Source organism: Sphingobium sp. FW306-1B-F04DB (assembly GCF_058781925.1).
The window spans coordinates 238,569-252,250 of the sequence record NZ_JBYSXE010000001.1; the positions used below are offsets into that span (position 1 = coordinate 238,569).

A 13,682-nucleotide genomic window follows, 5' to 3' on the forward strand; every position below is an offset into this window, starting at 1 on the left:
GTCAAAGGGAAAAACCGGATAGTAGGCGCAATGCACCCGAGCACGAAAACCCGAACCCATGGCTGAAAAGGCGGACGACGCGCACGCGCGCGGATGCTTCATCGTTGTCGAGGGCGGCGACGGATCGGGCAAGGGGGGGGTGATCGAGGCGCTTTCTGCAGCGCTCACCGGTGCGGGCAAAGACCCGATCGTCACGCGCGAACCCGGCGGCACCGAGGAAGGCCTGAAGTTGCGCGAATTGCTGCTTTCGGCGCAGGGCGCGGTCTGGGACGAGGGTGCTGAGCTGCTGCTGATGACAGCAGCGCGCATCCAGCACGTCAAGCGCGTAATCCGCCCCGCGCTCGAGGCGGGCCGGATCGTGTTGTGCGACCGCTTTGTCGGCTCCACGCTGGCCTATCAGGGCGCCGGCCGCGGCATTTCCGAGCAACTCATCCGCAATCTGCATCGCGACCTTGTCGAGGATATCTGGCCCGACATCACGGTGCTGCTCGACGTCGATCCCCGCACCGGGCTGGCACGCAGCCGCGCGCGACTGGGCGACGCCGGCATCGACGAAGGCCGCTTCGAGGATCTCGACATCGGCTTTCATGATCGCGTGCGCGCGGGGTTCCTTGATCAGGCGAAGCGCGACGCCGCGCGCACGCTCGTGATCGATGCTTCCCGCGCGGCCGATGAAGTCCGTATCGATTCAGTGGCGCGGGTACTCGCACGTCTGGAGGCTTTGACGGCATGACGTCACTCCTCGGCCATGATGCTCAGATCGCTGCGTTTTGCGACGCAATGGCGAGCGGAAAACTCCATCATGCATGGCTGCTCGCTGGCCCGCAGGGTATCGGCAAGGCGCGCTTCGCCGACATGGCGGCGCTGCGCCTGCTCGCCGAAGCAGCGGGGCCGCCACCCGGCGGGCAAGGGCTCCATGTGAGCCCCGACCACCCCACCGCAAAGCTGGTTGCAGCGGGCAGCCATCCCGATTTCAAGCGGCTTGAACGATTGGCAAAGGACGGCACCGGCGAACTGGCGCGCAACATCCCGATCGCGCAGGTGCGCACGCTGCAGGCGATGTTCATGACCACCCCCTCAATGTCGTCGCGCCGCGTGATCGTGATCGACGCGATCGACGATCTCGAACGCGCCGCGGCCAACGCGTTGCTCAAGAATCTCGAGGAACCGCCCGCGGACACGGTGTTCCTGCTGGTCAGCCATGCGCCGGGGCGTCTGTTGCCGACGATCCGGTCGCGTTGCCGGTTGCTGCGCTTCTCCGCGCTCGGGGCGGCCGAGATGGGGCGCGTGCTGCGCGCAGAACTCCCCGACGCCGATGAGGGCGAGATCGCAGCGCTCGTGCGCGCAGGCGAGGGATCGCCGGGCCGCGCGCTGGGCTTTGCCGGGCTCGATATCGCCGGGCTTGACGAGGCGATGGACTATCTGGCGGCAAGCGGCGACCCCGGCAACGCGACGCGGATCGCGCTCGCCAAGAGCCTTTCGGCCAAGCCCGCCCAGCTGCGCTACGAGGCGTTCCTCCAGCGCGCGCCCGGCTTCATCGCGCGCGCTGCCGAGCGACGCCAGGGGCAGGCGCTCGCCGACGCCATCGTGCGATGGGAAGAATGCCGCACCCTCGCATCGAGCGCGGTTGGCCTCTCGCTCGATCCGCAGACCGTGGTCTTCCAGATCGGCACGCTGATCGCAGGGCTGGCGCCGGCGCGAAGCGAGCGCTGAGGGGCCGTGCACCCGAGTACCCCGGCGAAGGCCGGGGTCCAATGTGACAAGACCGCGTGTGTGAGTCCTGGCCCCGGCCTTCGCCGGGGTACTCAGCGTACGCCTGCGTGGCCGAAGGCGCCACGCACATCAAACCTCTTCAAATGTAGGATTTCGTCTGTCACGCTCGAAACCATGCGCTGCACCGAACATCCTGGCCCCGCTTTCGCTCGATCGCCACTGATCGAAAAAATCGATCTGTGGCCGGGGGCAAAGTGCAGGTTTTTCCGACCTTTGAACGGTGTGAATTTCGCACCTATTAATGAATGAAATCGATCAATCGGGATGAAAGCCACAGTCTCCGCCCACTGCCACGCACCTATTTGATTCGAACCGATTCCGCCCTAAAGCCACTGCCATGTCCCAGCCTTTCTATATCACCACCGCCATCAGCTATCCTAATGGCCGCCCGCATATCGGCCATGCCTATGAGGCGGTCGCCACCGACGCGATCGCACGCTTCCAGCGGCTGATGGGACGGGACGTGTTCTTCATGACGGGGACCGACGTCCATGGGCTGAAAATGGCGCAGACCGCGCGCGACCGCGATATGCAACCCGGCGCGCTCGCGGATGAAATGTCGGCTTATTTCAAGCAGATGGATGATGTTCTAAACATCTCCTATGATCGCTTCATCCAGACCAGCGAGCCCGATCATCACGCCGCGAGTCAGGCGATCTGGAAGGCACTCGAGGCCAATGGCGACCTCTATCTCGATCGCTATGAGGGCTGGTACTCGGTTCGCGACGAGGCCTTTTACGACGAGAAGGAACTGGTCGAGGGCGAGGGCGGCGAAAAGCTGTCGCCTCAGGGCACGCCCGTTACCTGGACCGCCGAGGAAAGCTGGTTCTTCCGCCTGTCCAAATATCAGGAACCGCTGCTGAAGCACTATGCGGCGAACCCCGATTTCATCCGCCCCGAAAGCCGGCGGAACGAGGTGCTGCGCTTCGTCGAGGGCGGGCTGGCGGATCTATCGGTCTCGCGCACCAGCTTCGACTGGGGGGTGAAGGTGCCCGACAGCGAGGGCCATGTCATGTATGTCTGGCTCGACGCGCTGACCAACTACCTGACCGGCGTCGGCTATCCGGGCGACACCGCCGAGTTCCGCAAATACTGGCCCGCCGATTATCACATCATCGGCAAGGACATCGTCCGCTTTCACGCGGTCTACTGGCCCGCCTTCCTGATGTCGGCAAACATCGCGCTGCCCAAGCAGGTGTTCGGCCACGGCTTCCTGCTCAACCGCGGCGAGAAGATGTCCAAATCGCTGGGCAATGTAGTCGATCCGATCGATTATGCCGGGCGCTTCGGCGTCGATCAGCTGCGCTATTTCCTGCTGAGCGAGGTCACCTTCGGCAATGACGGCAGCTATAGCGAGGAAGCGATCGTCACGCGCTGCAACGCCGACCTTGCGAACAGCTTCGGCAATCTTGCGCAGCGCACGCTGTCGATGATCTACAAGAACCTAGATGGCCGCCTGACAGAAAGGCCACAGGGCGAAGACACTGCGAATGAAGGCGAACTTCACGGCTTCCAGCTTAGAAATATGGTACGCCAGGCATCTGCGGATGTTGTTCCGGAAGCATTTGGGAGGCTCGCGCTGAGCGAGGGGATCAATGCCTGGATTGGAGCCGTTTATGCGTGCAACCAGTACGTCGACGCACTAGCGCCTTGGGCGCTTCGTAAATCAGATCCGCAAGCTATGGCCAAAGTCTTGGCAACCTTGTTTACTTGTATCCGCGATTTGGCAATTGCTATCCAACCTGTCATTCCGGCGTCCGCCACAAGACTTCTGGACCAGATGGGCATTCCCGCGGACGAGCGCAGTTTTTCTGCGCTGGCCGATGCTGGCTGGTATGACCGGCTCGCGGCGTCGGGCTTCACTTTGGCGCCGCCGAGCCCCATCTTTCCGAGGCTTGAGCTACCCGCCGGGGAATGACCGATGTTCGTCGATAGCCACTGCCATCTGAACTATAAGGGTCTGATCGAGGATCAGGCGGCGGTGCTCGATCGTGCGCGCGCCGCGGGCGTTGGCATGATGCTCAATATCTCGACGCGTGAGCGCGAATGGGACGACATCATCGCCACCGCCGAGCGCGAGGATGATGTCTGGGCGACGGTGGGTATCCATCCGCACGAGGCCGACGAGCATCCCCATGTCGATACCGCCAAGCTGGTCGCCAAGGCAGCGCACCCACGCGTCATCGGCATCGGTGAAACCGGGCTGGACTATTATTACGACCATTCGGACCGCGGCCAGCAGCAGAAGAGCTTTCGCGCGCATATTGCGGCATCGCGCGAAACCGAGCTGCCGCTGATCGTCCATACGCGCGACGCCGAGGCTGATACCGCGGATATCCTGCGCGACGAGATGGGGAAGGGCGCCTATCCGGGCGTGATCCACTGCTTCACCGCCAGCGGAGAATTCGCCGATATCGCGATGGAGCTTGGCCTCTACATTTCGATCTCGGGGATCGTGACCTTCAAAAACGCGAAGGATCTGCAGGAAACCGCGGCGCGGATACCCGCTGATCGGCTGCTGATCGAGACCGACTCGCCCTTCCTCGCGCCCGTGCCGCATCGCGGCAAGACCTGCGAACCGGGCTATGTCGCGGATACCGCGCGCTTCCTCGCCGATCTGCGCGGCGAGAGCGTCGAGGCGCTGGCCGAGCAGACCACGCGCAACTTCCGCGCGCTCTTCACCAAGGCGACTGCGTGAAGGTCAGGATACTGGGCTGCGGCACATCCTCGGGCGTGCCGCGGATCGGCAATGACTGGGGCGACTGCGATCCGAACAATCCAAAGAACCGCCGGCGTCGCGCCTCGATCCTCGTAGAGAGCGCAACGACGCGGATCCTTGTCGATACCTCGCCCGATCTGCGCGAGCAGCTGCTCGATGCCGATGTGGCGGATGTCGATGCCGTGATCTGGACGCACGACCATGCCGATCACTGCCACGGCATCGACGATCTGCGCCAGCTCTTCCACGCACGCGGACGGCCCGTCAGCGGCTATGCGTGCGCCGAAACGCTTGACTCGCTGCGCAGTCGCTTCGCCTATGCCTTCGACGGCAAGGACGGCTATCCGCCGACGGTTACCGGCCACATGCTGGCCGAAGACTGGCAGTTGGGAGATATCCGGATTCGCGTGGTGGATCAGCCACACGGCAGCATCACATCGGCGGGGTTGCGCTTTGAGGGTCCCGATGGAACGATCGGATATTCTACCGATTTCAACATATTGACCGATGATATGGCCAGGCTGTTCGAAGGCGTGGATATCTGGGTGGTCGATGCGCTACGCTACCGCCCGCATCCGACGCATCCGCATCTGGCACAAACGCTGGGATGGATCGCCGCACTCAAGCCCGGGCGCGCGGTGCTCACGCATATGGACCAGTCGATGGATTATGCGACATTGTGCGCGGAGCTTCCCAGCGGCGTCGTACCGGGCTGGGACGGGCTTGAGCTGGAGACATGATGACCGACGATCAGAGCATCAATCTCATCTGGGGTGTCGGCGCACTGGTTCTTGTCGGCAGTTCGCTGCTCGCGCGCCGAATGCCCATCCGAAGCACGCTCAAGATGGCATTGGGCTGGATCGCGATTTTCGCGGCGATGTTCGTCGTCTTCGCCTTTCGTCATGAACTTGGAATCGCCTGGGGGCAGGTGAAGCTCGCGGCGCTCGGCCAGCACGCCGAAGCGCCCGGCGCGCCGCTCCGGATTGCCATGTCGGAGGACGGCCATTTCTGGGCCAACGGCACGATCAATGGCCATTCTGCGCGCTTCCTGATCGACAGCGGCGCGACGACTACGGCACTGTCGCGCGAAACCGCCGAGGCGGCGGGCGTCGATATCGACCAGAGCGGCTTTCCCGTCGTTGTCGAAACCGCGAACGGCATGGTCGAGGCACGGCGCGGCCGGATTGCGAGGCTGGAGATCGGATCGATCACCCGCAGCGACCTCGGCGCGACGGTATCGCCCGAGCTGGGCGATCTGAACCTGCTGGGAATGAACTTCCTGTCGAGCCTGAGGAGCTGGCGCGTCGAGGGACGAACGCTGATTCTTGAGCCTTGAAGGAAGAGATGGCTCCCCGGGCCTGATTCGAACAGGCGGCCGTCCGATTAACAGTCGGATGCTCTACCGCTGAGCTACCGGGGAATATCGCCAAAGCGAGGCGCGCCTATAGCAGCGGCTTTCGCGGCTTGGCAAGCACTCCACTGCACATTTTTCGCCTCAGATGGCGAACTGTTCCATCGCGATCCGGTCGTCGAGCGCATGCTCGGGATCGAACATCAGCGTCAGCGTGGCGGAAGGATCGATCGCGATCTCGACGCGCACGACGTCGCGGATTTCGCGCTGGTCGGCCACCGCGCTGACCGGGCGCTTGGCGGGGTCGAGGACCCTGAAGGTGAAGCGCGTTTTTTCAGGCAGGATCGCTCCGCGCCAGCGGCGTGGGCGGAAGGGACTGATCGGGGTCAGCGCCAGCATGGCTGAGCCGAGCGGAAGAATCGGCCCCTGTGCCGAGAAGTTGTATGCGGTCGACCCCGCGGGCGTGGAGACGAGGACACCATCGCACACCAGTTCGGGCAGCACGACGTGCTTGTTGACCATGACCTCGATCGTGGCGGTCTGGCGCGTCTCGCGCAGCAGCGAGACCTCGTTGATCGCGGGCATCGAGAATCGCTCACCCTCGATCGTCTCGGCGTCCATACGCAGCGGGGTCACCGCGAAGGCCCTTGTACGCGAAATCCGGTCCTCCAGCAGATCGGAGCGCCACTCGTTCATCAGAAAGCCGACTGTGCCGAGGTTCATGCCAAAGACGGGCACGATCCTGCGGCGCTCGAGCATCGCGTGCAGCGTCTGGAGCATGAAGCCGTCGCCGCCCAGCACGACGATCATGTCGGCGCGCTCCGGCTCGACCCATTGGTACATCTCGCGCAGCTGCGCCGCGGCTTCCTGGGCTGCGGGAGTGGGGGAAGCAATCAGCCCCCGCGTCGGTTCGGGATTCATCCGCCGGTTACGCTCATATGCCGTTCGACCGCGGGCGCGGCATCGCGTTGGTCGATGTGGAAATCGTGACGCGCGGGCTTCAGTCGCAGCGCCTCGTCAATCAGCGGGTCGACCGCGTCTATCCCGCCTTCGCGCAGCGCCGCCTTGAGGTCGACGCGATCATCATGCCCCAGACACATATAGAGCCGCCCCGAAACGGTGAGCCGGATGCGATTGCATCCATCGCAAAAATTGCGCGTCAGCGGCGAGATCAGTCCCAGCCGGACGCCAAGCTCCTCGACGCGCCAATAGCGGGCGGGACCGCCGGTGCTGTAGTCGAGCGGTCGCAATGTGAACCGCTCGCCGAGCCGCTCCTGCACCCGCGTCAGCGGCAGGAAGCGGTCGACGCGATCCTCGTCGATATGGCCGAGCGGCATTGTCTCGATGAGGCTGAGATCGAAACCCTGTTCGCTGCACCAGTGCAGCATCGGTTCGATCTCATCCTCGTTGAAATCCTTGAGCGCGACCATGTTGATCTTGATCGCAAGCCCCGCAGCCCTGGCCGCCCGAAGGCCCGCGAATACCTTGTCCACATCACCGTGCCGCGTGATGTACCGAAAGCGTTCGGGATCGCGGCTGTCGAGGCTGACGTTGATCCGGCGTACCCCTGCCTCGAACAGCGACGTCGCCATCTCGTCGAGGCGCGTGCCGTTGGTTGTCAGCGTCAGCTCGTCGAGCGCACCCGTTTCGATGTGCCGTCCGATCGCGCGCGCCAGGCCCTCGAGGCCACGCCGTACCAGCGGCTCACCACCCGTCAGCCGGATCTTGCGGATGCCGCGCGCGACGAATTTGTCCGCCAGTGCCGCCATCTCCTCGAGCGAGAGAATCGCCGCACGCGGCAGAAAGCTCATATGCTCGGCCATGCAATAGCGGCACCGCAGATCGCAGCGATCAGTGACCGACAGCCGCAAATAGGTGATGCGCCGGCCGAGACCGTCGGTCAGTGCGGGCTGAGCGGGTTCGCGCGTGCTCTGCATATGCTTTAGCTAGGCGCAGCAAGGGCCTGGAGCAAGATAAACCCGTTTGCGCGGGGCTCATCAACGGCTAGCATGCGCGGCGCGATGGGGGGGATGCGTGGCCACAGATAGCCAAGAGCGATCGAGCATGCGTCAGGCGACGCCGCTCTTCCTGCTTTCGTTCCGACAGCGTGACGAACTGGCCGCCGCAGCCGAAGCCGCGGGCTGGCGCACGATCGCAGCACGGCGGGCCGACGGTGTCGAACGGCGCTTCATCGTCAGCGGCGCAACGGTGGCGGTGATCGACGCACGCGGCGCACTCACCGAGGGACTTGCGGCGGTAAAGGCGCTCGCCGATCCCGTCGAAGCCAATGCTGGTTCACTGCTGGTTCTGCTGTCGCGCAACGACGTCGCGGCGCTCGACACGGTCTTTGCAGCGGGCGCGACGCACTATCTTGCAAGTCCCTTTGGCGATGCGGAATTCGCGCAGGCGCTGCGCTTCGCCCAGCGACTCACCGAAAGGCTCGCCGGCGGCGCGGAGGCCGATGAACGCGGACGCCTCGCGGTCGATGACATGCTCGGCTGGCATTATCACCCCGCCAGCGGCGTCCGGATCGGCGCGCCGCTGCGCACGCGTCTGTCACTGGACACCGACGCACCGATGGCGCTGCCGCGGTTCTACAGGATGCTCGGGATCGAAGGGCGTGAGGCCGCACGCGGCGCGATCCGGCGGCTGCGTGCGGGTTCGCGCGCCACCGCCTTTGCGCACGACATGCCCGACCCCGGCGGCGAACGCGTCGCCCATCATCTGCATGTCGACCTCTCGGGTGTCGGAATCACCGGCAGCATCGAAACGCTCGATACGCTGGGTGAACTCGATGAGCAGCCCGAGCGCGGCCATCGCGACTCGCTGACGGGATTGCGTGACGGCGTTGCCACGCGCCGCTGGATCGAGACGCGCCTGAAAGGCGGTGGTCCCGTCACATTGCTGCTGCTGTCGATCAGCCGCTTCGACATGATCAATGCGGCCTTTGGACGCTCGACGGGCGACGCGCTGCTGCGGTCGGTCGCACGGCGGATCGAATCGCTGGTCAATGGGGCAGCGGGTCGCAGGGCGCTGATCGCGCGGATCGCGGGCGCCGAGTTCGCGGTGGGCCTCGACCATGAAGTGACCGAGGAGAAGGCGCGCTTTCTGGCGGAAGAGCTCTCGCGCTCGATCGCGCGCCCCTTCATCTCGGGCGCACACATGGTCCCGCTTGCCTGTCGCATCGGCATGGCCATTGCGGACGAGGGCGAAACAGATGCGACGGTGGTCCTCCGCCGCGCGAGCGCAGCGCTGGCCGAGGCGCAGGCAACAGAATCGGGCGCGGTGCATGTGCTGAGCCGCACCGACACCGGTGATGTGGCGCTGCACGGCCGGCTGCAGATCGATCTTCGCCGCGCGCTCAACCATGGCGAGGTCGATATCGTCTTCCAGCCGCAGGTCTCGGTGACGACGGGCGCGATCGTCGGCGTCGAGGCGCTCGCGCGCTGGAACCATCCGGATCTGGGTGAGCTGGGCGCGGTGACGCTCTTTGCCGCGGCCGAGCGCTCGGACTATGTCGCGCAGCTCTCCGAGCATGTGCAGCGTCGCGCGGTCGCGATCGCCGCGGGCTGGCCCGAATCACTGTCGAGGCTCCGGCTGTCGATCAACGTGACCGCGGCCGATATTGCGGCACCGGGTTTTTCCGAGCGGCTGCTGGCGATGGTCGACGAAAGCCGCTTTCCGCGCAGCCGGTTGACCGTCGAGATCACCGAATCGGGCCTGATCCGCGACCTCGGCGATGCCGCCGCGCTGCTCGCCGACCTGCGCGCAGCGGGATGCCGCGTCGCCATCGACGATTTCGGGACGGGCTATTCGAGCCTCGCCTATCTCAAGGCTCTGCCGCTCGACTATCTCAAGATCGACAAGAAGCTCGCCGAGGACATCGCCGGATCGACGCGCGACCGTATCGTGGTGCGCGGCGTCATCGAAATGGCGCGGTCGCTTGGCCTTTCGGTGGTCGCCGAGGGCGTCGAGACCGAAGAACAGCTCGCACTGCTCGCGCGCGAAGGCTGCAACTATTATCAGGGCTATCTGTGCTCAGAGCCGCTCGACGCAGCGGGTCTCGAAGCACTGCTCGGATGATCAGGCGGCTGCCTTCACCAGCCCCTTGGACAGCTGCAACACGCCGTTGAGCCTGGCCTTGGGATCGCCCCAGGCACGGTTGATGACGAGCTTGCTGTCGGGCCGCAGCTTCGCGACGCCATCGAGCCGCTGCACATAGGCGAGCAGACCGGACAGGTTCGGAAAACTGTCGTTGAAGAAGCTGACCAGCGCACCGCGCGGACCCACATCGATCTTGGCGATCGACGCCTGCTTCGCGTTGAGCTTGATCTCGATGACGCGCAGCAGATTCTCGGTGGCGTCGGGCAGCTTGCCGAAACGGTCGATCAGCTCGGCAGCAAATGCTTCGATCTGCTCGCGATTCTCGAGCTCGTTCATCCGGCGATAGAGCCCCATGCGAAGATCGAGATCGGGCACATAATCGTCGGGGATCATGATCGGCGCGTCGATCGTGATCTGCGGCGAGAATTCCTCACGCCGCACCTCGAGACCAGCGCCGCCCGCGCGCGCCTCGACGATCGCGTCCTCGAGCATCGACTGATAAAGTTCGAAGCCGACTTCCTTGATATGCCCCGACTGCTCGTCGCCGAGAAGATTGCCCGCGCCGCGAATATCCAGATCGTGGCTCGCAAGCTGAAAACCCGCGCCAAGACTGTCGAGATCGGAGAGTACCTTGAGCCGCTTTTCCGCTGCTTCGGTCATCAGCCGCTCGGGCGCGGTCGTCATATAGGCATAGGCGCGCGTCTTGGATCGTCCGACGCGCCCGCGCAGCTGGTACAACTGCGCCAGGCCGAAACGGTCGGCGCGGTTGATGATCAGCGTGTTGGCGCTCGGAATGTCGAGGCCGCTTTCGACGATCGTGGTCGAGACGAGAACCTCGTAACGCTTGTCGTAGAAAGCCGACATCCGCTCCTCGACGAGTCCGGGCGCCATCTGGCCGTGCGCCACGACATAGCGGACCTCGGGGACCTCCTCGGCGAGAAACGTCTCGATCTCGGGCAGGTCGGAGATGCGCGGGGTGACGAGGAAGCTTTGCCCGCCGCGATAATGTTCGCGCAGCAGCGCCTCGCGCAACACCACGGGGTCCCAGGGCATCACATAGGTGCGCACGGCAAGCCGGTCGACGGGCGGGGTCTGGATCACCGAAAGCTCGCGGAGCCCCGACATCGCCATCTGCAGCGTGCGCGGGATTGGCGTCGCGGTCAGCGTCAGCACGTGAACGTCGGTCTTGAGCGCCTTCAGACGCTCCTTGTGCGTCACGCCGAAACGCTGTTCCTCGTCGACGATGACAAGGCCGAGGCGCTTGAAATCGATGCCCTTGGCAAGAATCGCGTGCGTGCCGACAACGATATCGATCGTGCCGTCGGCAAGGCCTTCCTTGACCGCCTTGGCCTCGCCCGCGGGCACGAGCCGCGAGAGCCTTCCCACATTGAGCGGGAAACCCTGAAAGCGATCGCGGAAGTTCATGTGGTGCTGGCGCGCAAGCAGCGTCGTCGGGCAGACGACCGCAACCTGCATCCCCGCCATCGCCGCCACAAACGCCGCCCGCAGCGCGACCTCGGTCTTGCCGAAGCCGACATCGCCCACGACGAGACGGTCCATCGGCTTGCCCGCGCCAAGATCGTCGATGACGTCGGCGATCGCGCGGTCCTGATCGTCGGTTTCCTGATAGGGAAAACGATCGACAAATGCGGGATAGCCGCCGGTGTCGGGCTCGGCGACCTGCGCCGGGCGCAGCGCGCGCTTGGCCGCGGTCGCGATGAGCTCACCCGCAATCTCGCGGATGCGTTCCTTCATCCGCGCCTTGCGGCGCTGCCAGGCCTCGCCGCCCAGCCTGTCGAGTGTCGCATTCTCGCCATCGGCGCCGTAGCGCGAGAGGACGTCGATATTCTCGACGGGCACGAACAGCTTGTCGCCGCCCGCATAGGTCAACCAGACGCAATCGTGGGGGCTCTGGCCCACGGGAATCGAAGTCAGCCCCTCATAGCGCCCGATGCCGTGGTCGACATGGACGACGAGATCGCCGGGGCTGAGCGTCGCCAGTTCGGCAAGGAAGGCGTCGGCGCTCTTCTTGCGCTTCTGCCGGCGGACCAGCCGGTCGCCGAGCATGTCCTGCTCGGTGAGGAGCGCGACATCGGGCGCGGTAAAGCCGTGATCCAGCGGCAAGACGATAAATGCGATGCCAGAGCCCGCGGTGCCGAGCGCCTCCTGCCAGCTTTCCGCGGCGCGGCCGCCCTTCAGGCCATGATCGGCGAGAAGCCCGCCCAGGCGTTCACGCGCGCCTTGCGAATAGCTGGCGAGCACCAGCTTCCTGCCCTGTTTCCTGAGCGACGCTGCATGCGCGGCGACAGCCTCATAGACATTGGCGTTCTGCGCGCGTTCGGGCGCAAAATCGCGGGGACCTTCCACGTCGAAATCGATCACGTTCACGCTTTCGGGCTCATGAAAGGGCGAGGTGAGGTGGATGGGCCGTTCGGCGATCGAATCTGCCCATTCGTTCGCGTCGAGATAGAGCAGCCTGGGGTCGATCGGGCGATAGCTGCCCGGATCGCTCGTCCGCGCGCGCTCGCGATTGGCGTGATAATCAGCGATCGCCTCGAAGCGCGCCTCGGCTGCACCGGTCGATCCGCTGTCGCGCACGATCACGGCATCGTCGCCGATATGATCGAACAGCGTCGTCATCCGCTCCTCGAGCAGCGGCAGCCAATGCTCCATGCCCGCGAGACGGCGGCCTTCGGAAATCGCCTGATAGAGTGGGTCGCCCGTTGCAGTGGCACCGAAGATCTCGCGATAACGGCTGCGAAAGCGCTTGATGCTCTCTTCATCGAGCAGCGCTTCAGACGCCGGGAGCAGCGTAAAGCCGTCGATTCGTCCGGTGGTGCGCTGATCGGCGGGGTCGAAACGGCGCACGCTCTCGATCTCGTCGCCAAAGAAGTCGAGGCGCAGCGCCTGTTCCTCACCCGAAGGGAAAAGGTCGACGAGCCCGCCGCGGACCGCGAACTCGCCCGCATCCGCCACGGTCTCGACGCGGACATAGCCATTGGCCTGAAGCAGTGTAGCGAGCGCGTCGCGTTCGATTCGCTCGCCCGGCGCGAGGCGCGCGACGAGCTGGCGGACGCGGAAGGGCGTAAGCGTGCGCTGCGCGACGGCATTGAGCGTCGTCACGAGCAATTGCGGCTTGGCCGGCTTTTTCTGCAGCGCGTGCAGCGTCGCAAGCCGCTCCGAACTCACGCGCAACGAGGGCGAGGCGCGGTCATAGGGAAGGCAGTCCCACGCGGGAAAGGACAGGATCTCGAGTTCGGGCGCGAAATAATGCGCGGTGTCGACAAGCCCGCGCATCGCGACATCGTCCGAGGCGATGAACACCGCACGTCCCGTTGCCGCACGTGCCAGATCGGCCATGAGCCACGGCAGAAAGCCCGTGGGAGCACCCGCGAGCGTAAGCGGGGAACTCGCCTTCAGGATGCGCGCAAGATCGGTCAACGCGGCACCGCGATATAGTCGAGCTTCTGCATCGCCGCCATCATCGGTCCCTGATAGCGTTCGGGCACATCCGCCATGTCCATCGCCCAGGCGAGGATGTCGGCATCCGGCTCCTCGATCAGCACCTCGAACAGATCGATTTCCTCGGCGTTCCATCGAGCCGAATAGGTGTCGAAGAACCCGCCCACTAGCATGTCGGCTTCACGCGTGCCACGGTGCCAGGCACGGAAGCGGAGGCGTTTGAGGCGGGTTTCGACTTCCATGATTTCCCCAATAGAAATAAGCCCACAGGCG

At 64.7% G+C, this 13,682-nt stretch carries 11 protein-coding genes and 1 tRNA gene; 7 read left to right on the forward strand and 5 right to left on the reverse strand.

Features of this window, described 5'->3' with window-relative positions; all coding sequences use genetic code 11:
* The first annotated feature begins 58 nt into the window (after positions 1–58).
* The 6 genes from tmk to AC3WJD_RS01150 all read left to right on the forward strand — a co-directional run bounded on the left by tmk (position 59) and on the right by AC3WJD_RS01150 (position 5,828).
* Complete coding sequence (gene tmk, locus AC3WJD_RS01125) at positions 59–733, forward strand: dTMP kinase (protein ID WP_492743729.1); 675 nt, start codon at positions 59–61, stop codon at positions 731–733.
* On the forward strand, positions 730–1,713 hold the full coding sequence (locus AC3WJD_RS01130; RefSeq protein WP_492743731.1) for a DNA polymerase III delta subunit-related protein: 984 nt from the start codon (positions 730–732) through the stop codon (positions 1,711–1,713). The genes tmk and AC3WJD_RS01130 overlap by 4 nt, the downstream gene beginning before the upstream one ends.
* 397 nt (positions 1,714–2,110) lie before the next feature.
* On the forward strand, positions 2,111–3,691 hold the full coding sequence (gene metG, locus AC3WJD_RS01135; protein WP_492743733.1) for a methionine--tRNA ligase: 1,581 nt from the start codon (positions 2,111–2,113) through the stop codon (positions 3,689–3,691).
* A 3-nt stretch (positions 3,692–3,694) separates the two neighbouring features.
* Positions 3,695–4,471 carry a TatD family hydrolase gene (locus tag AC3WJD_RS01140; protein WP_492743735.1) on the forward strand — a complete coding sequence of 259 codons (777 nt, stop codon included), beginning with the start codon at positions 3,695–3,697 and terminating at the stop codon, positions 4,469–4,471.
* Positions 4,468–5,232, forward strand: a complete 765-nt coding sequence (locus tag AC3WJD_RS01145; protein WP_492743737.1) for an MBL fold metallo-hydrolase — start codon at positions 4,468–4,470, stop codon at positions 5,230–5,232. The genes AC3WJD_RS01140 and AC3WJD_RS01145 overlap by 4 nt, the downstream gene beginning before the upstream one ends.
* Entirely contained in the window at positions 5,232–5,828 is a 597-nt protein-coding gene (locus tag AC3WJD_RS01150; RefSeq protein ID WP_492743738.1) for a retropepsin-like aspartic protease family protein, read from the forward strand. The genes AC3WJD_RS01145 and AC3WJD_RS01150 overlap by 1 nt, the downstream gene beginning before the upstream one ends.
* Before the next feature lie 9 nt (positions 5,829–5,837).
* On the opposite strand, the gene AC3WJD_RS01155 is transcribed toward AC3WJD_RS01150, so the two are convergent.
* From AC3WJD_RS01155 to moaA, 3 genes are all read right to left on the reverse strand, one after another.
* A tRNA-Asn gene (locus tag AC3WJD_RS01155) sits at positions 5,838–5,912 on the reverse strand.
* Positions 5,913–5,987: 75 nt separating this feature from the next.
* Positions 5,988–6,764, reverse strand: coding sequence for an NAD kinase (locus tag AC3WJD_RS01160; RefSeq protein ID WP_492743740.1), 777 nt, complete (start codon positions 6,762–6,764; stop codon positions 5,988–5,990).
* Positions 6,761–7,780, reverse strand: a complete 1,020-nt coding sequence (moaA, locus tag AC3WJD_RS01165; RefSeq protein ID WP_492743741.1) for a GTP 3',8-cyclase MoaA — start codon at positions 7,778–7,780, stop codon at positions 6,761–6,763. Before moaA ends, AC3WJD_RS01160 begins: the two co-directional genes overlap by 4 nt.
* 127 nt (positions 7,781–7,907) lie before the next feature.
* On the opposite strand from moaA, the gene AC3WJD_RS01170 reads away from it, so the two are divergent.
* Positions 7,908–9,926: a putative bifunctional diguanylate cyclase/phosphodiesterase gene (locus AC3WJD_RS01170; protein WP_492743743.1), complete on the forward strand. Its 2,019-nt coding sequence runs from the start codon at positions 7,908–7,910 to the stop codon at positions 9,924–9,926.
* On the opposite strand, the gene mfd is transcribed toward AC3WJD_RS01170, so the two are convergent.
* A complete protein-coding gene (gene mfd, locus AC3WJD_RS01175; protein ID WP_492743744.1) occupies positions 9,927–13,388 on the reverse strand; it encodes a transcription-repair coupling factor in 3,462 nt (1,153 codons plus the stop codon). It lies immediately after the preceding gene.
* On the reverse strand, positions 13,385–13,651 hold the full coding sequence (locus AC3WJD_RS01180; RefSeq protein WP_492743746.1) for a succinate dehydrogenase assembly factor 2: 267 nt from the start codon (positions 13,649–13,651) through the stop codon (positions 13,385–13,387). Before AC3WJD_RS01180 ends, mfd begins: the two co-directional genes overlap by 4 nt.
* Positions 13,652–13,682: the final 31 nt, after the last annotated feature.

Bases quoted from the DNA above. Each gene is read 5' to 3' on its own strand.
- AC3WJD_RS01150 (WP_492743738.1), top strand. From the start codon at position 5,232: ATGACCGACGATCAGAGCATCAATCTCATCTGGGGTGTCGGCGCACTG.
- tmk (WP_492743729.1), top strand. From the start codon at position 59: ATGGCTGAAAAGGCGGACGACGCGCACGCGCGCGGATGCTTCATCGTT.
- AC3WJD_RS01170 (WP_492743743.1), top strand. From the start codon at position 7,908: ATGCGTCAGGCGACGCCGCTCTTCCTGCTTTCGTTCCGACAGCGTGAC.
- AC3WJD_RS01140 (WP_492743735.1), top strand. From the start codon at position 3,695: ATGTTCGTCGATAGCCACTGCCATCTGAACTATAAGGGTCTGATCGAG.
- AC3WJD_RS01180 (WP_492743746.1), bottom strand. From the start codon at position 13,651: ATGGAAGTCGAAACCCGCCTCAAACGCCTCCGCTTCCGTGCCTGGCAC.
- metG (WP_492743733.1), top strand. From the start codon at position 2,111: ATGTCCCAGCCTTTCTATATCACCACCGCCATCAGCTATCCTAATGGC.
- AC3WJD_RS01160 (WP_492743740.1), bottom strand. From the start codon at position 6,764: ATGAATCCCGAACCGACGCGGGGGCTGATTGCTTCCCCCACTCCCGCA.
- AC3WJD_RS01130 (WP_492743731.1), top strand. From the start codon at position 730: ATGACGTCACTCCTCGGCCATGATGCTCAGATCGCTGCGTTTTGCGAC.
- moaA (WP_492743741.1), bottom strand. From the start codon at position 7,780: ATGCAGAGCACGCGCGAACCCGCTCAGCCCGCACTGACCGACGGTCTC.